The organism is Nonlabens ponticola (assembly GCF_003966335.1).
Taxonomy (GTDB): domain Bacteria; phylum Bacteroidota; class Bacteroidia; order Flavobacteriales; family Flavobacteriaceae; genus Nonlabens; species Nonlabens ponticola.
Genome location: NZ_CP034549.1, coordinates 2,206,513 through 2,227,549, shown reverse-complemented (window position 1 = coordinate 2,227,549; position 21,037 = coordinate 2,206,513). Strand labels below are relative to the sequence as shown.

Sequence of the window (21,037 nt, the reverse complement as noted above, 5' to 3'; positions counted from 1 at the left end):
ATGTTACGAGAATGAACATAGATATTGCCGATGATAAGTTGTTATCTCGCAAAAAGCCCACGTTTGCTATCAATCAACCGTTGCAAGCTTACTTAAAAAAATACAATCGTGAGTCAAAGATCTCAGTTTCTTATGATGACCTCTTGAGGTTTCAAGGCGCGGTAACCGTATATGATAAAAATGATGACGATACACTCTGGGTGCGTTGCTATTATCCAGATCATGAGCGAGAGCATATTGATCGTGATTTAAAGCATATCTATGACATCCTACACAGTGATGGTCGCGACCAGTCACTGGAGTTCTTAAGCGTGGATGCTGTGGATTACTGCACGTTTGGTAATACTAAGCCATTCCGCATCAAGATCAGAAATATCTTGAATGACGGTCATACCTATTTCTATGTTAAGAAAGCTGATTCGTCCAGAGTGTATGGTCTTGAGTTGGAGCACTTGCTATCGCCGCACCGTATAAACTTTTTAGTTAGTAATGATACACTCATAGAAGAACATATAGCCGGAATTCCTGGTGACGAATTTATCGAGGATTATCTAGAGGCCTGCGATCATCAAGAACGCACGCAAATTGCCAAGGAATTTGTCAAGTTCAATGAGCGTTGTTTGATACGTTTATTGGGTGATATGCGGGCTTACAATTATGTCATTATCCCAACACACGACTTTGATCGCGTGAGCTATGCGATAAGAGCTATTGACTTTGACCAGCAATGTTATGAAGGTCGAATGAAGGTTTACAGGCCACAATTTTTTAAGGAAAATGTGCCTATGGTCATGAATGTAGCCGATTGTTTGAAAAACGAAAGCATAGAGCAATACAAAAAGGAAGAACGAGCCTTGATTGCAAAACGTTTGATTAACACCCAATCCAGATATAAAGCATTGATTAAATGTATGCGTGCAGACAATATATCAGAAACTGCGAAGCTCAAACAGCTTAAAAGAGAATTGCATAATTACACGGGTGATATCAAGTTCAAAACCTGTCGCACCATGGGTTCAGTTCTCAATACGGCACTTGAATTTATAAGACGTAATTACTCGGCAGAGTAGTGGACTACTTCTTTTCCTCGCGGTTAAAGTACACGAGGTAATAATACATTTGTCGTTCCTCGTCCCAGCCTTTCTCAATAAATTTTTCGGCACTGTCGCTGTTGGTGAAATCCATCTTGATCTGTACATGTGTGTCTAGATTGATAACACTCCTTATTCCTTTGCGCGCCGCGCTTACCGCAGTATTTGAAATAGGGAAAGTAGAAACGTCCTCAATAGAATACTTAGGTCCTTTCTCAGTCTTATAGTGTTTAAACTCTGGAATAAGCTCTGGGTTTTCCAGCGTCTCGTTCAGGAATTTTGTCTCTTCAAAGTCATCATTTTTGGCAAAATAGTTCATAGATCTGTTCATGAACATAACTTCTTCTTTTTTGTCTTCGGCAGGCAGAACAACGTCCTTGGCAAAGTCCTGACAGAATTTCAAATATTTCTTTGTGAAGAAATTTTCATCCTCAAAAACGTCTACACCTAGAAAATCCTCTAGCCAGTATTTAGCGTCATATCTGTTGCTATCAACCGATAGGATCTTGTATCCTTGTTCTTCTTCGACATTAAATATGATGGCGCCCTTGTCTAGTTTGTTGAGGTTGACACCTTGCTGTAGGATCATCTTGAGATCTAACTCGCCTTCTTCAAACTGTAAAAAATCTTGTTTGATCTCGCTCTTGAATAATCCTATTGCATCAACTTTATTATTGTCTAGCATGAGTCCAGTGAGGTAACACACATACAACTCGCCGCTGCGTATATGTGGATGCACCGACTGTTGATATAGATGCTTGGCGGCATTCTTAGAATTTTCTAGTAGTGATGATGGTGTATTGAATATCGCTTTCGCGAAAGCGTACATATCATGAAACTCTAGATCCTGTTCATGGGTAAAACTGTAATAGGCCTCTTCCTTACTGCGGAATGGTTTCAAGAAATATTCCTTGAGCAACGAGTGCATCTCGTCATCCAGCGGCGTCTTATTACTTGACGTGAGCAGCATCTCACCTTTATTCTTGTTACCTACACGATGGATCGCGAGTTCCTCAATTCTAGTATTGTACAGGTTGATCATAGTGGTCTAGTAAAACTCGTTATCGTCATAATCCTCATAAAACTCCTCATCATCGCCATATTCATCATCATTATCCTCATCATCATGGAAGCGAGGATCTGCTTCAAATTCCTTGTCTGGTGGCGAGTCTGGTAACTCACCTATGGCAAAAATCACTTGCGGATAAGCCGTGCCATCTACAGCGCCAGCAACATCTGCCAACTCAATGAGAAAAGTCCACATATTGAGAAAATCATAGACATAGATCATCTTAGTCTTGGATTTGCTCATGGCATCGCTAAGAGGTGTATCACACATTTTCTTAACAGGCGACAGGCCATCACTCATATCAAACAGGCAATATTCCTCGCCTTGATTCCACTCATCATCACTGGCATAAAAACTGGCCATTTCATCACCTTGCAGTTGAAAGGATTGCATAATGACATTATGCAGGTCTTCCAGACTTGCGGTTTCTTCAATTTCTATATCTCTAAAGACATCTTGAGTGGCATCAAGAATGGCTCTTAATCGATAAATCATGTGCTTGATTTTAAGGGTGGCAAATATAAGATTTTTAAGTGTGGTAGCTCGTCTCTATGAGGTTGCTGCTACAGATAATCTTGCAGCTGTACGCAGGCGCATCCATAGATAAAACTGTAGTCCCAAAATGAGTGATGCCGTTACGAGATGCGCGGCTTGCGAACCTAGCGGGAAATCCACATAATTCATTAATACGCCACTCAAGATCGTGATCAAAATCAGTGCATTAAGAGAAAAATACGATCGTTTGGGATGCTTGTATTTTTTTATGGCTATGTAGCTTACTGCTATATGCACAAGCACCAATAAAATCGAATAACTACGATGTATCAAGAATATCAGCGGTCCGTTTTCTAACCAGGCGCTACTCAAAGGATAGCCGAACAAATCTACTTGATGATCTATGTACTGACGCACCTGCGTTCCCATGGCAACTTGAATAAAGGTCATTGCGATGATGATTAACATCCATCGTGACAGATTGCCTTTATTGTAGTAACGTGAATCGACAGGTAAGACCTCGTGCAATAGATAAATAAGCAGTCCAACGATGAGCAATGCTACAATCATGTGAATGGTAATAAGTACTGGTGATAGTAAGGTGTCTACTACAATCTTGCCAATAACTGCTTGTATGAGCATCGCTAGCAGTGCTACGACGGTGAGAATAGTCAGTTTCTTACGTGATCTCCAGAATTGTAATGAGACCACAGCAGTGAATAACACAACCAGTCCACCTAGTGCGCCTATCAGTCTATTAATATATTCTGTCCAAGTGTGGAACTTATTGAAGACGCTGTAGTCATGTTTGATATAGGGTTTCCAATCGATTTCTTGATAGGTGTTGCCTGTAAAAAAGTCCTCACGAGCCACACGCAATTCTTCATTGATGATGATGACCATTCCTTTTTTATAATGTGTATCAGGTGAGAATTCCAGTTCTGTTTCCTCAGTAGGTGGTATCCAGTAGCCAAAACACTTAGGCCAATCTGGACAGCCCATACCACTACCCGTCATGCGCACCACGGCACCAGCGATAATGATGAGGTAAATTATCACGATGGATGCGCGCAGCCAGCGACGGTAACTTTTTATGGTAAACATATTATATATTCTTCTTGATACTGACTCAGATTAAAGGCTGATCTAATGGTATGGAAATTCAATAAACTATATTTTACTGTCAACTGTCAACTGTCAACTGTCTCAATCAATGCATCCTATCACCGCGCACTTCTAGATCTTTAAGAAAAGAGGCCTCGTAATCCAGCCAATATTGCCAGCGGTTCATGACGCGTTCCTCTGGAAAATAAGTTTTTCCTAAGTCAAGAAACAATCTGTAATGAGCAGCTTCCGCCACCATGAATTGATGATAGAATTTCTTCAAGCCTTCATCTTCAAGTTGTTGAGATAACATTTTAAATCGCTCACAGCTTCTCGCCTCTATCAATGCACAAATCAATAGCTGATCTAGGAACAGCCACTCACGGCTTTGACCCTTAGGTTTTCCTTTCATCAACGTCTTGATGTAGTCGTCAGGTCGTTGGAGACCTAGCGTCATTCCGCGCTTTTTTAATTCGGCCAATACCATTCTAAAGTGTCCCCATTCCTCTGTAACTACAGGTGCAAGAGCTTCTACCAATTCTGGTTTATCGCTGTGCATTTGTACCATAGATATCATGGTGCTAGCAGCTTTTTGCTCGCAAAAAGCATGATCTGTCAATATATCCTGCAAGCTCATGGCTGCTAGATCTACCCATCGAGGATCTGTAGGTAGGTTGAGTCCTAGTGTTGTTTTGCTAGCTGTTTCCATGGTACAAAGATCGTTCAGGCGGCTGGTTTGTTCAAGAAAGTTTCCATTTAGTTATCTGTCAATCAGATTATTCAAATCTCTTGTTTATCAATATTTTATATCTTTAATACAACCTAAAAACCAAAATATTATGAATACTCAAGAAGTGGCTAACAAGCTCGTGGAATACTGTCGCAATAATCAAGAAGATAAGGCTTATCAGGAATTGTACAGCCCAGAAATCACCAGCATAGAAATGTCAGAGCCCATGAAAGAAGTCCACGGCATGGACGGCATACAGAAAAAAGGGCAGTGGTGGGAAGAAAATTTTGAAGTGCACGGCAATAAATACAGCGACCCTATGGTGGCGGACAATCATTTTGTCGTCAATATCTGGATGGACACCACTCACAAACCTAGCGGCCAGCGTTCACAAATGAACGAATTAGCTGTTTATCAGGTAAAAGACGGCAAAATATGGAAAGAGCAGTTTTTCTATGATACAGGAGAGTGAATAGAAAATTAAAATAAAATTAAATACAATTGTAGTTGCCTCGCTGGATTTTGACCATGGCTCTAGCGTTATTACTTGCTCTAGAGTGTTTGCTTGCATGTATTAGACGCACTCTTCACAAACAAAAAACGGAAGCCCTCACCAGGCTTCCGTTTCTCAATTTTACAGTTTGAAGTTTCTTTCTAATAAACTAGTTTGACATCTACTTCAAAGTTATCATAGATAAAATTGTCACCTAGACCTTTAAAGAAACTCTTTGATCCGTATTTCACGTCGTATTTACTACGGTCGATATTAAGTTGTGTAGTTGCGCTAGAATCGTTAGCCTGTAGATCAAATGTGATTGGATTAGTAATACCCTTGATCGTCAAATCACCGGTTACCTCATAAACTTGAGGACTTTTTTCCTTGACATTTGTAAAGACAAGGGTTGCTTCCTCGTGAGTACTAGTAGCAAAGAAATCATCGCTTTTCAAGTGACCTTCTAGCTTAGTTTTATTTTCACCCGTTAGGTCAGTGACATCAATGGTGGTCATATCGATGGTGAAATTACCGCCGGTGACCTTACTATCATTAAATTGCAGATCGCCAGATTTCAATTTGATGGTACCATTATGGCTACCGCCTAACTTTTTACCAGTCCATGTGACCGTGCTCTTGTTTGTGTTTACTGTTTTCATTTTGTTTGAGATTGTGCTGGTGCTAGCAACAACGGCTAGAACGACAGCGGTTTTAAAAATTACATTCATGATTTAATTGTTTAGGAACTAATTGTATATACAAGTATTAAAATAAATTTTTATAGTTTTTCCAATAGATCGGTCAAAGTCTTTTTGTCATTCAAAGACATATTATCAAGCAAGGCATTTTCTTTATCATCTACTTTTTGATCCAATCTTTTAAGTAGGGAAAGGCCTGTTTTTGTAATAGTGAGCTGGATTTGCCTTCTATCATCACAACATTGTACGCGCTCAACATACTTCTTGTCAACAAGCTTGTCAATAACACGTGTGGTATTAGAATTTGCATGTAACATATTCTTACTTACATCTTGTAGCGTTGCAGGTTCGCCTTTTCGGCCACGTAGAATACGCAACACATTGAATTGTTGGATTGTCAGTTTTTCCTCTTTCAAGACACTCGCAATAGCTTCAGTCATCCCTGCGCCTTTTTTAATTAGCGTGGTGATTAGCTTTCGCGAAAGCGGAATATCAACAACCTTATTACTCATCTATTGTATTTGTATTAATTGTATGTACAAATATATACTATTCTAGCAATATCCGAAATATTTAGGGAACTAATTAACTTTATCCTTGAAGAAAGATACCGTCTTTAAGTTTTTGGCATAATTATTAGTCAATAAAATTATGAACTAAGCGTTTTGCTTTTATAAACCCTTATACTATGAAAAATTTATTTATTGCAGCAACCCTATTGTTAGCAGGATTGAGCTATGCCCAGACAGATGGTGGCTTCGGGATCAAAGGTGGACTCAACTATGGGTCTGTTGGTGATTTTCAAGACAATTTTAATAACATTACTGAAAATCCAGACGATCGAGTAGGATATCATGTCGGTGTTTTTGGTAAAGTAGATCTTGGCCCGATATATTTCAGACCAGAACTTATATACACAAAATTAAATAGTGAGTACAACGCTGGTGACTTTGAGGTTAAAAAACTTGACGCTCCAATATTGGTAGGCCTTGAGGTGTTAGGTCCATTGCATGTTTTTGCTGGTCCATCGCTGCAATATATTCTAGATACAGATTTTGATACTGGTGCAGTAAACTTTGATCTGCGTGATGCACAAGATGATTTCACGGTTGGTCTTCAATTTGGAGTAGGCGTGAATCTAGGTAATCTAGGTGTTGACGTGCGTTATGAGCGTGGTCTCAATGAGAATGAAGCGCGTTATGCAAATGATATGTTTGACAATGTAAGAATCGATACCAGACCAGAACAAGTAATCATAGCACTTAGTCTCGTACTATAATAAGTGATAAATATTATTAGAAATCTGCAGGAATTATTTCTTGCAGATTTTTTTATACGCCAAATCCTGATGGTGACTCTAAAACAATAGATTCATTGCTTGCTGGATGAACAAACACAATACGATCTGCGTGCAAGTACATTCTATCTGATGTTGTCCCATAGAGATCATCGCCTTTTATAGGAGCGTTCAATCCATCACGATGCGCTGCATGAACTCTCAATTGATGTGTACGGCCAGTAATTGGAAAGAAATGAATGAGTGTTTGCTTATCAGACTGTCCTATAACTTTATATTTGGTGCGAGCAGATTTGCCATACTCATGATCTACTAGTTGATAAGGCCTATTATCGAGATCTACACGCATGGGCAAGTCAATAAAGCCGTTATCTTTCTTAGGTACTCCAACAAGCACAGCGGTATATCTTTTGGTGATCGTACGTTTTATGAATTGCTGCTGTAGGTGGTGATAGGCTTCCAGCGTTTTGGCAATAAGCATAATTCCAGAGGTGCTCATGTCCAGCCTATGAACAATCATGGGACCAGTGGCATCAGGATAAGCAGCTTTCATTCTAGATTGCACACAATCACTTATGGTCTTACCAGGAACTGATAGGAATTCGGCCGGTTTAACAATGGCGAGCATGTGCTGGTCTTCATAGATAATTTCTAACTCTTTATCAACCGCAGGATTTTCCAAAAGCGGGTTATCATCTACCGCAAGACCATGTAGCATGAACTCCAGAACTGGCTCACACTTGCTGCGACAAGCTGGATAGTAATTCCCATGTTTCCTGATTTTGGAAGCTGGCGATGGTCCATACCAGAATTCTGCCATGGTGATAGGAGTGAAGTTATGCTGGTAAGCATACTGTAATAACTTGGGTGCAGCACAATCACCAGTTCCTGCTGGTGGCATGTCTGGTGTTCTGTTTTTAAATAAGGCTTTTACATTTTTGACCTCACTGCTGCCATTCAGGAAGTTATACTGATCAAACAACCAATCCTGCAACCAGTTGGATCCATCGCGACGTCTCGTTTTTAGATCAGTTATTCTAGCGATTAGATAGCTATAGGATTTTTCTAATGGCTGAATTGTTTGATCTAGATATTCTTCATACTCTCTAAGAAAGAAGTTGTTATTAAGACTTAATTGGCGTTGTTGGGCCGTGAGCTGTTCAAACTCTTGTGCATTAAGTACGGCTTCTTGTGACCTTAAGAACTTGCGTCGTTCTCTCTTGATGCGTTTGATGCGCAGCTGTTCTTGTTCTATCCGGCTAGCGTGTCGTGATCTTGTAGATTCAAATGATCGTATCAATTCAATGCTTGCAGGATCATTTTCTAATTCTTGTAATTGTGCGGTGAGCGCGTCAAGCTTGTCCGTTTCCAGTTTAAAAAATTGATCAACTCGTTCCAGCTCATACACTGGTGGTACAAAATAAGGCTGCGTAGTCTCACCAGCCAACTTACCTGAAAACGAAGCCAAAAAACCTAACGAGTCATCATCTCTTTTCACCACCAGAACGCCGAACATCTTACCGCTTTCCTGCGCACTACCTTTGGTAAACCAAGGTTGCTTGCTTAGATAATCTTGCAGCTCGCTGGCAGCTTTTACTGCGAGTTCATGCGGCTCATAGTAAAATGGGAAATTGAATTTTTCAGGCAATGTGATATGGGATACATCATCCTCAAATTCATGGAAGATTTGATCCATAACCTAAGCCAAACTCTGCATATTCACAAGATTAGCATACGCACCTTGTTGTGCAATCAATTCCTCGTGAGTTCCTTGTTCTACAATCTCGCCACGGCTCATGACCACGATGTGATCTGCTTTTTGAATGGTACTCAATCGGTGAGCGATTACAATAGACGTACGGTCTTTCATGACTTTTTCAAGCGCATCTTGAACCAGTCGTTCACTTTCAGTATCCAGAGCACTTGTCGCCTCGTCGAGTACTAGAATTGGTGCATTTTTAAGAACGGCGCGGGCAATGCTCAATCGCTGTTTTTGACCACCACTTAATTTATTACCGCTATCACCTATGTTGGTATGGATACCTTCTGGTAGTTGCGATACAAATTCCCATGCGTTAGCGATTTTGAGTGCCTCGATGACTTCTTCATTGCTTGCATTTTTATTGCTCAGTGCCACGTTGACTGCGACCGTATCGTTAAAAAGAATAGAGTCTTGCGTCACAATTGCCATCTGATCTCGCAAACTTTTAAGAGTCACATCCTTAATATTATGACCATCGATCTCGATCGTTCCTTCACTCACATCATAAAATCGGGTTACAAGATTTGCTATGGTACTTTTTCCACTACCTGATTGACCTACCAGCGCCACGGTGGACCCAATAGGAATGTCTAGCGAGAAATTGGTCAAGACGTTCTCATCCTCATAGGCAAAGGATAGGTTTTTGATTTGTACCGCTTTCGCGAAAGCGGATATCTCAACAGCATCGTCACGATCTTTTATGTGGTTTTTGGTATGCAAAATCTGCAGAACACGCTCTGCACTGGCATTACCTTTCTTGACGTCATAACTTGCCTTTGAAAGCGCTTTTGCTGGCGTCAAAATACCGTAAGCAAGTCCCATAAAGGTAATGAATGTAGAACCGTTGATAGTGCCATCCAACAGTACCATTCTACCACCAAACCATAGGAGAACACCGATCACGAGAATACCTAGAAATTCACTCACTGGACTGGCTAGATTTTTACGCAAACTCAAACTATTGCTATGACGATACAGTCGCTGCGTACTGTCTTGAAAAGTATCAGTCATTCGACTTTCAGCATTGAATCCTTTGATAACCTTAAGCCCACCAAGAGTTTCTTCCAGCAGAGATAAAAATGTTCCTTGCTCGCGCTGCACCTTGAGCGATTTGCTTTTTAATTTTTTACCTACCAGCGAGATAATGTAACCACTTACAGGAATGAACACCAAAACAAAGATCGTGAGCTTGATGCTCAACAATAACATGGCGCCTAAAGTAAATATGATGTTGAGCGGTTCCTTGACGATAAGTTCGAGAATGGATAGAAAACTGCTTTGCACCTCATGGATGTCACTCGTTGATCTAGCGATGACATCACCTTTGCGCTTCTCAGAAAAGAATGATATTGGCAAATGAACAATCTTTTGATACATCGCGTTGCGCAGATCTCGCACCACACCATTGCGCAGGAATGTTATAAAATACATACCTAGGTACGAGAATACATTCTTGAGTAAAAACATACTTAGCACAAGCACAATCATGATGATCAAAGCCTGTTGTTTGTCGTTATCTGCCACCACAGACACATAGTAGTTCACATAACCTTCCAGGAAATCACGAGCCGTGGCGATACCAGTCCACACTGGTTTTTCAAAAACTTGATCCGTTTCCTCAAAAAGTACTTGCAGTACAGGAATAAGTGCCAAAAATGACAATGTACTGAACAGCGCGTAAAATATGTTACTAATAATATTCCCTATACCATAGGCCTTGTAAGGCTTTGCGTACTGCAGGATTTCCTTAAAGTAATTCATTAATTGACTTGTAGGCTGTTAAGAATAGCGTCTATTTGTTGATCCAATTGACTCTTTACAACATCATAATTATCAGCGTGATCCAGCTCTTCTTTTACTGAGATGTAAAATTTGATTTTAGGCTCTGTACCGCTAGGTCTAGCCGCTATTTTACTGCCGTTTTCTAGGTAAAAAATAAGCACATTTGATGATGGTAACTCGATATTTTCTTTGTTTCCCGTTGCTGTATTTAGAGAGCTACCTGATTGATAATCCTCAATACGGGACACCTTAAATCCTGCGATTTCCTGTGGTGGATTATCACGTAATTCGATCATCATTTGCTTGATTTCCTGCGCGCCGCTTATTCCTTTTTTGACTAGGCTCACAAGGCGTTCCTGGTAACAACCGTATTTGACATACAATTCCAGTAGGTAGTTGTAGGGTGTTGTTTTTTTAGCTTTCGCGAAAGCTAACAGTTCACAAGCCAATAAACTTGCGGTAACGGCATCCTTGTCACGAACAAAATCGCCTACCATATATCCAAAACTTTCCTCGCCGCCACCAATGAAATCTTGATTTGGATGATTCTGGATCATCTGCGCGATCCATTTGAAACCGGTAAGGCCTTCTTTACACTCAACATTAAAACCAGCTGCTAGATCTTTCATCATGGGCGTACTCACGATGGTGGATCCTATAAAAGGATCTTTCTTATTCGTCAGTTCTGTCTGTTCTAGTAAAAAAGCAGTCATGGCAATCATGGTCTGATTACCGTTGAGCAGCAATAATTTATGGTCATTGTCGCGCACGGCAATACCTAATCGATCGCTGTCAGGATCTGTGCCTATGACGATGTCTGCATGAATTTTGTTGGCCAATTGCACGGCAAGTGCCAGTGCTTCTGGTTCTTCAGGATTGGGTGATTCCACGGTTGGGAAATCGCCATCAGGCTTTGCTTGTTCTTGTACTATGTTTACATCGGTATATCCAGCAGCTTCAAGTGTATCTGGTAAAATGGTAATGCTCGTACCGTGAAGACTAGTAAAAACTACTTTTACCTTACTGCGATCTACATCGCCAGCTACTTTTCCAGCCTTAACGCTGTCTTTGATAAAAGCTGCATCAGCATCATCGCCCAACAATTCGATTGTATCGTTGTCACCATCGAATTTGATGTCGGCAAATTGGGTATCATTAATGGTTTGCAACAGTTCTTTATCCTGCGGTGGTACCAGTTGACCACCATCCTGCCAGTACACTTTGTAACCATTATATTCTGGTGGATTATGACTTGCAGTTAGCACAATACCTGCGTGACAATTGCGAGCTTTAACCGTGTAAGATAATAGTGGAGTAGGCCTTAAATCTTCAAACAGTAATACTTGGATATCGTTAGCGCTCAAAACCTGTGCGACTACTTGTGCCAATTCCTTGCTGTTGTGGCGGCAATCATAAGCGATGGCAACCTTGAGCTGCTCGCCAGGAAAACTGGTCTTGAGATAAGTCGCGAGGCCTTGAGTGTTTTTGCCTAGTGTGTACTTATTGATGCGGTTGGTGCCTATTCCCATGATACCTCGCATGCCACCAGTACCAAATTCTAGATCTTTATAAAAACTCTCTAGGTACTCATCAGACTGTGAGTCAATAAGTTGTTGTGTCGTTGCAATGGTTTGCGCGTCAAATGGTGCTTGCGTCCATGCTTGAGCGACTTTTAATATATGTTCCTTGTCCATAAAATTGTAGGTCAAATAGTCTACAAAGGTACTGATTTATGATGGTCACATGATTTGCACTACTATATCTAGTTAACGCAATTCTCACAATAGCTATTCTTAAGGTAACCATCCTCTAGCAGCTGAAATGTAACACCACCTTCCAGTGATGGATTGAAGAGTTTACAAAAGCGCTCTTGATTGAGGTTTGAAGCGTTCAATAGAATCGTGCGATACGCATTAGTTTGAGTGAGTCGCTTATCAATTAGTGTTAAGTTTAAATAATAGAACAGCAAATCTTCATCAATGGTAATTTCCTGCACGCGTGGAGCTAGTAGTTTTACTGCTTCCATATTTTGGGCATAATATGTCAAGAATTGAGCTAGACTCAAGTAATCTTGATCAGTAAGCGGTACGCGGTTGTAGGTGCTCAGGATATTGAGTACAGACTTGTCTTTTTCATTGTAATTGCGTTTGCGCATTTCACGCTCTGCGTTGACGATGTGATAATTGATCATCATGCGATCCACCAGCGATGGATTGATACCATAGTTGGTCAACGATTTGATTTCCTTCTTGAAGTCCTGTGGTTTTACATCAAGAGCGTTATTGCGCCATAAGATGAATTTGAGTACCGCAAGGTTGTATTGAATTCTTTTGTTTTTGGGATCTTGTTTCTCTAGTTCCTGCAGTTTGTTATAAACGATCAGTGATTTTCTCACATCAATCAAGTAGTCATACATCAAGTTTTTATTCATGAAATCAATGTACTTCTTCTGGTTGGGAACCTCAATGCCTTCAAGCGATTCTGGTGATGCCGCAATTCTAATTTTTTCTAGGAGTGAATTTTGAATTATTCTTGCTTCATCCAGCTCGTCGGTAGCGATGCTGGTATTAAATAGACTTGTGAGCTCATTTATAGATTTGTTTTTGTAGACATCAATTTTGTCCAATTCCATGGTCACAACTGCCTTGCGGTGTTGCGCTAGGATTGGTTCTAATTCGTTTGCGGTAGAACCAGTCAGTGCAGCTTTTATTTGCTCTTTGCTTTTAGAAGTTAAGGTAGCATAAGAGGTATTTTTCACATCATTGAAGAACTCGACCCAATTTTCAGAAGTGGTGATGTTGGTTTCAATTTCTGGTGATTGAAAGGATTGTAGAGAAGCAGCAATACTGCTGCCACGCTCTTGTTGCAATTCCATATTGCGCTGCTTGCTACCTTCTACACTGGCATAGGCTTTTATATCAATGGTCTTGATATTAAAATCTGTCAGGCGCAAGGAATCGTACAATGGCTTGATGTCTGACGAGTCATAAACCGATTTATTTTTCTCAAACGGTATGATGAATTGCAGCGTCTTGTATCGAGTAACCGCTTGCTCGTTTTGGGTGACAATCTTATCGTTTTTATAGGTAATGGAATCCAGATAAACACCCATATCCAGCAAACCCCAAGGATAGGATTCTAGGTTGTAGATCGTATAATACTTACACAACTTATTATTATTAAGAAAAAGGATGTTGAATTCAAGATCACTCTTGAGCATTGAGATAGGTATGGTGCCTACCTCGACGCGATAGCGGTTTTGTTCATGTGGTTTCAAACCTCGCTTAAGATCGCCGGCATAAACTGGTTTGAGTAATTTTCCTTTAATCTGTGATGGCTCAACACTCGTCTCACAGGCATAACGATCTTTTGAAACTATATCTACCGCGATACCGTCTTTAGATTTTTTAAATAATTGCTTGAACCATTTAGGATCGTTAGTCTCAAAAAATAGCTTGTTGGATTCTCGCTTGATAACAAATGACGTTTCCTTAGGCTTGTTCTGGAATGCTTGTTCAAAAACTTGACATGCGATACCGCGTTCATTACCATAAGGGAACTCGATTTCAAATTGGTTTTGTGCGCTTGCGTGTGTTGAAAAAATAGAGAAGAAGATACTTAGTAGAAAAAACCTAGCGGTCATGTGCTGTTATTTAGAAAAACTAAGATAGTGTTCTATAACAAACAAGCCAATTATGGTAGTCAAACGCTACTGTTTATCGGCTATTTTGTAGCGGTCTGTAGTGGGTCCTGTGCGAATGATCAATTCTCCTAAAAATCCAGCGATAAAGAACAAACTACCCAAAATCATGGAAGTCAATGCGATGTAAAACCATGGATTGCGTGTCACTAATTCATACGGTAAATCGGCTGCCATTTTGTAGAGTTTTGAAGCGCCTGTGTAGGCAGCAATCACAAATCCCAAAATAAACATGACAAACCCAATTGTACCAAACAAGTGCATGGGACGCTTACCAAATCTTGAGATAAAAGCAATCGTCACCAGATCCAGAAAACCTTTTATGAACCTGTCATAACCAAATTTTGTCTCACCATATTTGCGAGCCTGATGCTGGACGACTTTTTGGGTGATGTTGGTATAACCAGCGTTTGACGCTAGTACAGGAATATACCTATGCATCTCGCCATGCACGTCGATATTTTTTACCACATCCTTTCGATAGGCCTTAAGACCACAATTAAAGTCATTGAGCTTGACACCACTAGTTCTTCGCGCTGCCCAATTGAATAATTTACTTGGTAAATTTTTAGAAAGGACTGAGTCGTAACGCTTCTTCTTCCAGCCACTTACCAGGTCATAACCGTCGTTTGCGATCATATCATAAAGTGCAGGAATCTCTTCTGGACTGTCCTGCAAATCTGCATCCATGGTCACGACCACATTGCCTTGCGCACGAGCAAATCCTGCATGTAGCGCTTGAGATTTACCGTAGTTAGAAAGGAATTGTATGGCTGATATGTTGTTACGCTTTCGCGAAAGCTGACTCAAAAATGTCCAACTTGCATCTGTACTGCCATCGTCTATGTAAATGACCTCGTATTCTAGCGTCGTGGTGGCTAGTACGCGATCGATCCATTCCTGCAATTCAGGTAGTGATTGCGCCTCGTTGAGTAGCGGTATGACGATGGATAGATCCACTAGGCTGGTGGGTTTTTCTTAATGATGAGTCCAGCAATGATACCAAAAACGGTATAGATCAGTAATTTTGAAACGGCTGCCTGTGCATAGCCAGCAATGGTGTAATCTATGGTTGCTTCTTCAATTTCCTGATTTGAATTTGCTCGACGTTGTTCAGCCAACTCTGCGGTCATTTGAGCCACTTGTTCCTGTGCCGCTGGATCCCAAACCACGTAAATCAAGTAATTTATAATAGCCTCAGATAAAAACATGATCGCTGCACAAGCCACAAAGGCAAGCACAGCCTGCTTTAAACTAAGGTAGCCACCCAACTTTTTCTTACTGTGAATCTGGGCGCCAACGGCAAGAATCAAATGAACAATTAATAAACCAATGCCTATCGATAGGTTGTCGAAATCCCTGGTTTGCCAGATATAAACATAGCTACCTATGGTAATCAGTGCGCCTATGATACCGTAAATTGCAGCCGTTTTCTTTACTATGTTATCCAATGGATGGTTGTTAAATTACAAGTTGCAAATATAGTAAAGGACTTTGCTAGCGGTTGAGGTGAGATTTGTTTGATTTTTAAGGCTGTAGTATTGTGTATTGTAGCAAAAAGGTTAAATTTGCAGCCGCTAAAGATAAAGTACACGATCATGCAAAAAGAAATTCACCCACAGGATTATAGACTAGTCGCTTTTAAAGACATGTCTAACGAAGAGGTTTTTATAACAAAGTCCACCGCCAATAGTAAAGAAACTATCGATGTTGATGGCACAGAGTATCCACTTATCAAATTGGAGATCTCAAGAACATCACACCCTTTTTACACTGGGCAGACAAAACTTATCGATACTGCTGGTCGTATTGACAAGTTCAAGAACAAATACAAGAAGTTCAAGAAGTAATTCTAGGACGTTTCAAAATACAGCCTGGCTTTATAGCCGGGCTTTTTTATTTAATTTGGTTTCATGAATATCAATTTTGTAACGGAAGCTAGACTAACGCCAGCATTTACCCGCACGCTAGGCAAGCTGTTCATACTCATGCTCGTGGGTTTGTATCTAGACAGCAAACACTTGGCACAGCATTTTGAATATGGGCAAGAGATCGCTTTGCTCATGTTGGTTCTAGCTCTAGCGAGAAAAATGTGGCGATGTAATAGGCGACTGCGCATACAGATGGTATTTGCAGTCATCATAGGTATAGGTGGTGAATACCTGTTTTCAAAAGGTTTAGGTATGTACACCTATCGACTGGGCAATGTGCCACATTATATACCATTGGGTCATGCAGTGGTGCTCGCGAGTGTTTTGTTATTTGTAAAAACTAAGGCTGTAAAGATTCATCGTGACGTTCTTGAGCAGGTATTGCAAATATTTATTTTGGCTTATTCTGCTATTTGGCTGGTTTTTATGCGAGACGTTTTTGGCTTTGTAATGAGTATGGCTGTGCTGCTTATTTTAAAACGATTTCCTAGAGAACGTTTGTTTTACCTTTCCATGTATCTAGTAGTGGTGTGGTTAGAGATTGTGGGAACTAACTATGAAGCCTGGTACTGGCCAGACACGGCATTCAATACTTTTGAGTGGTTGCCTAGCGCAAATCCACCTACTGGAATCAGCTTTTTCTATTTTTCCCTTGACCTGGGCAGTCTATGGCTATATAAAATGACCAACAAAAAATCATGGAAGCGCATGAAGCTGCAGCGATCCTTGCGTGAATATAGGCCGCCAGAGTTAGCCTAGTAATTACTTAGTTCTGAATAAAAACGGTATCTAGGTAATCCATTCTTCTATTTGTCCAGCTTTTGATGTATTCCAGCTGTAATTGGTGGCTGTCAAATTCTTCCTGGACCATTGATTCACGCTCATAAATTTTATGATCGTTGAGGTAATTATACTTGTCTTCAAAAAGTTTGATAAGATTCGGCGTTGATAAGAGATTCTTGCGCAACTCTTTCCAGCGAGTTTCAAGGTCTTTCTTAAATTTTGATGACGATTCACGCATCAATCGATTTTGCAAAGAGTTGCCAAGAACATCATCTGTGATATTATCTACTTTCCCGTAGTACTGTGTTCCAAAAACACCATCGAGATCCCATGGCACATAGAAGTAGGGCTGATCGTTATCGTATCGAGCAACATAGATATTTTTTCCTGTGTTATCTGTCGCTCTTACCACGTTGACAAAAATGAAGTAGTCGATAAAGTTATCGTAATTAAATTGCTGCCAGATATTGTCTTCAAATAATTCTTGATTCTTAGCTGTCGCTGTGGAAACCATTTGATGCAAATTGCTCCAGTCTGTCGTATCCTGCGGATACTTCAAGATAAAGCCGTTCCAGTCGCGCTTGTCATTATCATAATCTGTTGCTTTATATAGAACGGTTGCATCACCCCAATTATCACCCTGAAATAATTCACCACGGATGACCTGCTTTGATTTCTTGAACTTTTTAAGCTTTAGTTGTTTGCGGTCGATTTGTTCAGACAGATTGAAAACACCTTGATATTGGTTGTTTAAAAACACTTCGACGAATCTTACGTCTGCACCTGACTTGGCTTCTGGTTCTTGATCTAGGTAATAAGGTTGGTGGAGATCAAGCCATAGTTGATGCGATATATGACTGCGCAATCTCAACGGTTCATTATAAATGGCGTCCAAAATATAATCGTCATCTTCTCTCAATCCGTCGAGTGCGACATCACGAGTATCATCACCAGCAACATCTTCCCAAAATTCTAGGTCATAAGTCTTTTTAGAATAGATACGGCTCGATCTACCACGCAATTCTATACCTATATACGAGGTGAATTGTTGGGTGGAATCGGCATAATGTAGCGTTGCCGGCACTTTAGGCTCATCATCAATTCTGGAGTTGCTTTCAATGCTTATAATAGGCAATGCGGTGAAAAATAACGTGTAGGTTTCATCTTCTTTGGTAACCTCATAAGCCGTTCTCGTATTGATGGATTCTTGAGTGTCTACTAGCGTGTAAATATCTTCTTCTAGAAGTACAAAGTTTACTTGTTCATTGATATCAGCTATTGGCATGTTTGCCAGTATAATCTGGTGTTCCTCATCAACTTGAAAATATCCTTGCGGTACGACAAGCGTTTGCTCGATCATTGCTGTTTGAGCAGTGCAGAGCGATGTAATAACTATAGCAAGTAAAAAGGTAAGTAATCGTGGTAGCTTCATAAATAAATAGGGTAGTGGCTCTTTTCTAGATTCTAAGTCACGGATTGTACCATGAATTTCAAAATTAATATTCATAGGATAATTGTTCCTTCACAATATTAAGTTGACTGGTTCTTGATGGAAACTTCGTGTACATTTTATCTAGTAAAGTCTTCGCCTCAGCACAATTTATAAATTCACGATCGCATTGCAGTGCATAGGTTCTTACTAATCGATAATTCACATCAAAATCAGCTGGAACCATTTGCCGTGCCTTTTTATAATTATAGATCGCGTTGTTCCATTTGCCAGCACTGTAGAATTCATCACCATATTGGATAAATCTTAAAGCCTCTTGTTGCTTTTCTTGAGCTATAATAGTCTGTTGATTGCTGTTGATTGAGTCTTGATTTTTATAAATCCAGTAACCAGAAAAAACACAAATACATGCGATTAATAAAGACGCAAAAAGGTAGATGTTGCGTTCACGTTTGCGATTGGCTAGAATCTTCTTTCTAATTTTCAGAAGTTCTTCTTGAGAAGCCTGTTCTAATTTCAACTTGCCGCCAGCTGCTTTGAGATATTCCTTTTTGTAATTCAGGAAAGATTTCTCTTTATGAAAATAACGCTTTGATCTAAGCAACTTTTTGTTGTTAGATAATATCGTTATCATGGATTGCATGCTTCCTCCGCCTGGCATACTCTTATTTTAAAAGTACTGTTTCTGTCTTATTTAAGTAACAGTATTAGCTAGGACAATCCTATCCTTTTGAATTTCAATAATTCGCTCTCTGTATAAATGTCCAATAGCTTTTTTAAATGCCTTTTTACTCATGGCAAACTCTGATCTTATAATGTCTGGCGAGCTCTTGTCAGTCACCATTAGGAAACCACTCGGGCTATCCTTGAGACGTTGCAGTATGGTATTGACGTCTGCATCGATGACCTTAAGAAATCCTTGCGGTCGCATCGATATATCAATCTTGCCATCAGGTCTTATATTTTTAATAAAACCTATGCCTTCCATACCTTCTTCTATGGCTTCAAAAACCTCGTCGTGATATAGCAATCCTTCATGCTCATTTTCAATGATTACGTTGTATCCTAGCGGCGTTTCATTTTGTATGGTAAGATGTACTTTGTCTCCTTGTTTTAGGTTCATGGATATTCGGTTTCTAATGTCAAATTTACAATCTATATTACCTTTTTTAAGGTAGGCCTTTTTCAGGGAGACTTGAGCATGATTCCGCGATTTCAATGATATCATACATTCATAAATCTACAGATGGTTCTGCAGTTTCAATTTGCATGCTAAAGATTCTAGCATAAGATTGAGACCTGTCATAATCAGGACAAGAGATAGGGTTCCTGCTGTAATCCATTGCCATGACTCTGCTTCGCCGTGTTTTAAAAACCCACTTTCAATTAAGCATGTTAATCCAAAACCTAGAATTCCAGTACCCAAACCGCCAAATATCCAATAGCGACGTCGCAGTTGTTGATTGGTATATTTTCTTCCGCTCATAGTCTAATTATTTCAAATCTATATCTACAAACCTAAATACTGATTTCTATAATTACTGTCATTTGATTGGGTAAATCATCTAATTAAAAAAGCGCCCTTGCGGGCGCTTCAGTAATAAAATTATAATATGTAGGCTTATCCTAGGTAAGACTTCAAGATCTTACTGCGGCTGTTTTGACGCAGTCTCTTGATACCTTTTTCCTTGATCTGGCGCACGCGCTCACGAGTAAGGTCAAAGGTTTCACCTATTTCTTCCAGACTCATAGGCTGCTGGTTCCCGATACCGAAGTATAGCGAGATCACATCTGCCTCCTTTTGAGAAAGCGTCTCCAGCGCGCGAGTAATCTCTAGCGTTAGTGACTCGTGCAACAATACACGATCAGGATTAGGTGACTCACCACTGCGCACAACGTCATATAGATTTGATGTCTCACCTTCTTTAAGAGGTGCATCCATCGATACGTGACGTCCCGCATTTTTAAGCGATTGCTTCACATCACTTACCGTCATATCTAACTCATTAGCTAGCTCTTCTGGCGATGGTGGACGCTCGTGCAGTTGCTCAAGGTGTGAAAATGCTTTATTAATCTTGTTGATAGAACCAATTTTATTAAGAGGTAATCGCACGATACGTGACTGCTCTGCTAGTGCCTGTAAGATCGACTGGCGTATCCACCATACAGCGTATGATATGAATTTAAATCCGCGAGTTTCATCAAACCTTTTGGCAGCCTTTACAAGTCCGGCATTTCCTTCATTAATAAGATCGGGTAATTTAAGCCCTTGATTTTGATACTGCTTTGCAACAGAAACCACAAAACGTAAGTTTGCAGTCGTCAATCTCTCAAGTGCTCTCTGATCACCTTTTTTGATACGTTGCGCGAGTTCCACTTCTTCCTCTGCAGTAATCAGGTCTATCTTACTGATGTCCTGCAAGTATTTGTCAAGTGATTTTGACTCACGATTAGTTACCTGCTTGGTGATTTTGAGTTGTCTCATTTAAATGATAAAGTTTAATTAAGGGTGGATGACAGCTTTTGCGATCCAAAATAAGAGTAGCAATAATCATACCATACAGCTTTGCTCTGTCACTTATTCAGCCTTGTGGTGGTGCGACTTTCGCTACGATTTATTAGTCGCAATTACATCAATCATGTTACACATTA

Annotated in this window: 22 protein-coding genes; 5 read left to right on the top strand and 17 right to left on the bottom strand. The window is 40.1% G+C overall.

The features are described from left to right. The first annotated feature begins 11 nt into the window (after positions 1-11). Positions 12-1,070: a hypothetical protein gene (locus EJ995_RS10185; RefSeq protein ID WP_126448182.1), complete on the top strand. Its 1,059-nt coding sequence runs from the start codon at positions 12-14 to the stop codon at positions 1,068-1,070. Positions 1,071-1,074: 4 nt separating this feature from the next. Here EJ995_RS10185 and EJ995_RS10180 read toward each other — a convergent pair whose 3' ends face one another. From EJ995_RS10180 to miaE, 4 genes are all read right to left on the bottom strand, one after another. Beyond that, complete coding sequence (locus EJ995_RS10180) at positions 1,075-2,133, bottom strand: nucleoid-associated protein (protein ID WP_126448180.1); 1,059 nt, start codon at positions 2,131-2,133, stop codon at positions 1,075-1,077. 6 nt (positions 2,134-2,139) lie between these two features. Further along, positions 2,140-2,655 carry an IS1096 element passenger TnpR family protein gene (locus EJ995_RS10175; protein WP_126448178.1) on the bottom strand — a complete coding sequence of 172 codons (516 nt, stop codon included), beginning with the start codon at positions 2,653-2,655 and terminating at the stop codon, positions 2,140-2,142. 54 nt (positions 2,656-2,709) lie between these two features. Beyond that, complete coding sequence (locus EJ995_RS10170) at positions 2,710-3,759, bottom strand: COX15/CtaA family protein (RefSeq protein ID WP_126448176.1); 1,050 nt, start codon at positions 3,757-3,759, stop codon at positions 2,710-2,712. A 106-nt stretch (positions 3,760-3,865) separates the two neighbouring features. Then, positions 3,866-4,468, bottom strand: coding sequence for a tRNA-(ms[2]io[6]A)-hydroxylase (miaE, locus tag EJ995_RS10165; protein ID WP_126448174.1), 603 nt, complete (start codon positions 4,466-4,468; stop codon positions 3,866-3,868). Between the two features lie 130 nt (positions 4,469-4,598). On the opposite strand from miaE, the gene EJ995_RS10160 reads away from it, so the two are divergent. Further along, the gene (locus EJ995_RS10160; protein ID WP_126448172.1) at positions 4,599-4,961 is read left to right on the top strand and encodes a nuclear transport factor 2 family protein; all 363 of its coding nucleotides are present in this window, start codon (positions 4,599-4,601) and stop codon (positions 4,959-4,961) included. Positions 4,962-5,143: 182 nt separating this feature from the next. Here the strand turns inward: EJ995_RS10160 and EJ995_RS10155 are convergent, their stop codons facing one another. Then, a complete protein-coding gene (locus tag EJ995_RS10155) occupies positions 5,144-5,710 on the bottom strand; it encodes a YceI family protein (RefSeq protein ID WP_241234626.1) in 567 nt (188 codons plus the stop codon). 50 nt (positions 5,711-5,760) lie between these two features. Then, positions 5,761-6,192, bottom strand: a complete 432-nt coding sequence (locus EJ995_RS10150) for a MarR family winged helix-turn-helix transcriptional regulator (protein WP_126448170.1) — start codon at positions 6,190-6,192, stop codon at positions 5,761-5,763. Positions 6,193-6,368: 176 nt separating this feature from the next. Between EJ995_RS10150 and EJ995_RS10145 the strand changes: the two genes are divergently transcribed. Further along, positions 6,369-6,959: a porin family protein gene (locus EJ995_RS10145; protein ID WP_126448168.1), complete on the top strand. Its 591-nt coding sequence runs from the start codon at positions 6,369-6,371 to the stop codon at positions 6,957-6,959. 52 nt (positions 6,960-7,011) lie between these two features. Here the strand turns inward: EJ995_RS10145 and EJ995_RS10140 are convergent, their stop codons facing one another. From EJ995_RS10140 to EJ995_RS10115, 6 genes are all read right to left on the bottom strand, one after another. Continuing rightward, positions 7,012-8,673 (bottom strand): RluA family pseudouridine synthase, encoded by a 1,662-nt coding sequence (locus EJ995_RS10140; RefSeq protein WP_126448166.1) that lies wholly within the window; start codon positions 8,671-8,673, stop codon positions 7,012-7,014. A gap of 3 nt (positions 8,674-8,676) precedes the next feature. Further along, positions 8,677-10,500: an ABC transporter ATP-binding protein gene (locus tag EJ995_RS10135; RefSeq protein WP_126448164.1), complete on the bottom strand. Its 1,824-nt coding sequence runs from the start codon at positions 10,498-10,500 to the stop codon at positions 8,677-8,679. After that, positions 10,500-12,215, bottom strand: coding sequence for a phospho-sugar mutase (locus EJ995_RS10130; RefSeq protein WP_126448162.1), 1,716 nt, complete (start codon positions 12,213-12,215; stop codon positions 10,500-10,502). The genes EJ995_RS10135 and EJ995_RS10130 overlap by 1 nt, the downstream gene beginning before the upstream one ends. Before the next feature lie 68 nt (positions 12,216-12,283). Further along, positions 12,284-14,164, bottom strand: a complete 1,881-nt coding sequence (locus tag EJ995_RS10125; RefSeq protein WP_126448160.1) for a hypothetical protein — start codon at positions 14,162-14,164, stop codon at positions 12,284-12,286. A 66-nt stretch (positions 14,165-14,230) separates the two neighbouring features. Then, the gene (locus EJ995_RS10120) at positions 14,231-15,181 is read right to left on the bottom strand and encodes a glycosyltransferase family 2 protein (RefSeq protein ID WP_126448158.1); all 951 of its coding nucleotides are present in this window, start codon (positions 15,179-15,181) and stop codon (positions 14,231-14,233) included. After that, positions 15,181-15,672, bottom strand: a complete 492-nt coding sequence (locus EJ995_RS10115; protein ID WP_126448156.1) for a DUF4199 domain-containing protein — start codon at positions 15,670-15,672, stop codon at positions 15,181-15,183. The genes EJ995_RS10120 and EJ995_RS10115 overlap by 1 nt, the downstream gene beginning before the upstream one ends. Positions 15,673-15,819: 147 nt before the next feature. Between EJ995_RS10115 and EJ995_RS10110 the strand changes: the two genes are divergently transcribed. Together EJ995_RS10110 and EJ995_RS10105 are read left to right on the top strand one after the other, a co-directional pair. Next, positions 15,820-16,071 carry a type B 50S ribosomal protein L31 gene (locus tag EJ995_RS10110; RefSeq protein ID WP_126448154.1) on the top strand — a complete coding sequence of 84 codons (252 nt, stop codon included), beginning with the start codon at positions 15,820-15,822 and terminating at the stop codon, positions 16,069-16,071. Positions 16,072-16,134: 63 nt separating this feature from the next. Next, complete coding sequence (locus tag EJ995_RS10105; RefSeq protein ID WP_126448152.1) at positions 16,135-16,911, top strand: hypothetical protein; 777 nt, start codon at positions 16,135-16,137, stop codon at positions 16,909-16,911. Between the two features lie 7 nt (positions 16,912-16,918). Here the strand turns inward: EJ995_RS10105 and EJ995_RS10100 are convergent, their stop codons facing one another. From EJ995_RS10100 to EJ995_RS10080, 5 genes are all read right to left on the bottom strand, one after another. Further along, positions 16,919-18,442, bottom strand: coding sequence for a CotH kinase family protein (locus tag EJ995_RS10100; protein WP_126448150.1), 1,524 nt, complete (start codon positions 18,440-18,442; stop codon positions 16,919-16,921). Then, the gene (locus EJ995_RS10095; RefSeq protein ID WP_206482238.1) at positions 18,432-19,019 is read right to left on the bottom strand and encodes a tetratricopeptide repeat protein; all 588 of its coding nucleotides are present in this window, start codon (positions 19,017-19,019) and stop codon (positions 18,432-18,434) included. Before EJ995_RS10095 ends, EJ995_RS10100 begins: the two co-directional genes overlap by 11 nt. 60 nt (positions 19,020-19,079) lie before the next feature. Beyond that, the gene (locus EJ995_RS10090; protein WP_206482237.1) at positions 19,080-19,508 is read right to left on the bottom strand and encodes a S1 RNA-binding domain-containing protein; all 429 of its coding nucleotides are present in this window, start codon (positions 19,506-19,508) and stop codon (positions 19,080-19,082) included. 117 nt (positions 19,509-19,625) lie between these two features. Further along, positions 19,626-19,871, bottom strand: a complete 246-nt coding sequence (locus EJ995_RS10085; RefSeq protein WP_126448146.1) for a hypothetical protein — start codon at positions 19,869-19,871, stop codon at positions 19,626-19,628. A 135-nt stretch (positions 19,872-20,006) separates the two neighbouring features. Continuing rightward, positions 20,007-20,870, bottom strand: a complete 864-nt coding sequence (locus EJ995_RS10080; protein ID WP_126448144.1) for a sigma-70 family RNA polymerase sigma factor — start codon at positions 20,868-20,870, stop codon at positions 20,007-20,009. Positions 20,871-21,037: the final 167 nt, after the last annotated feature.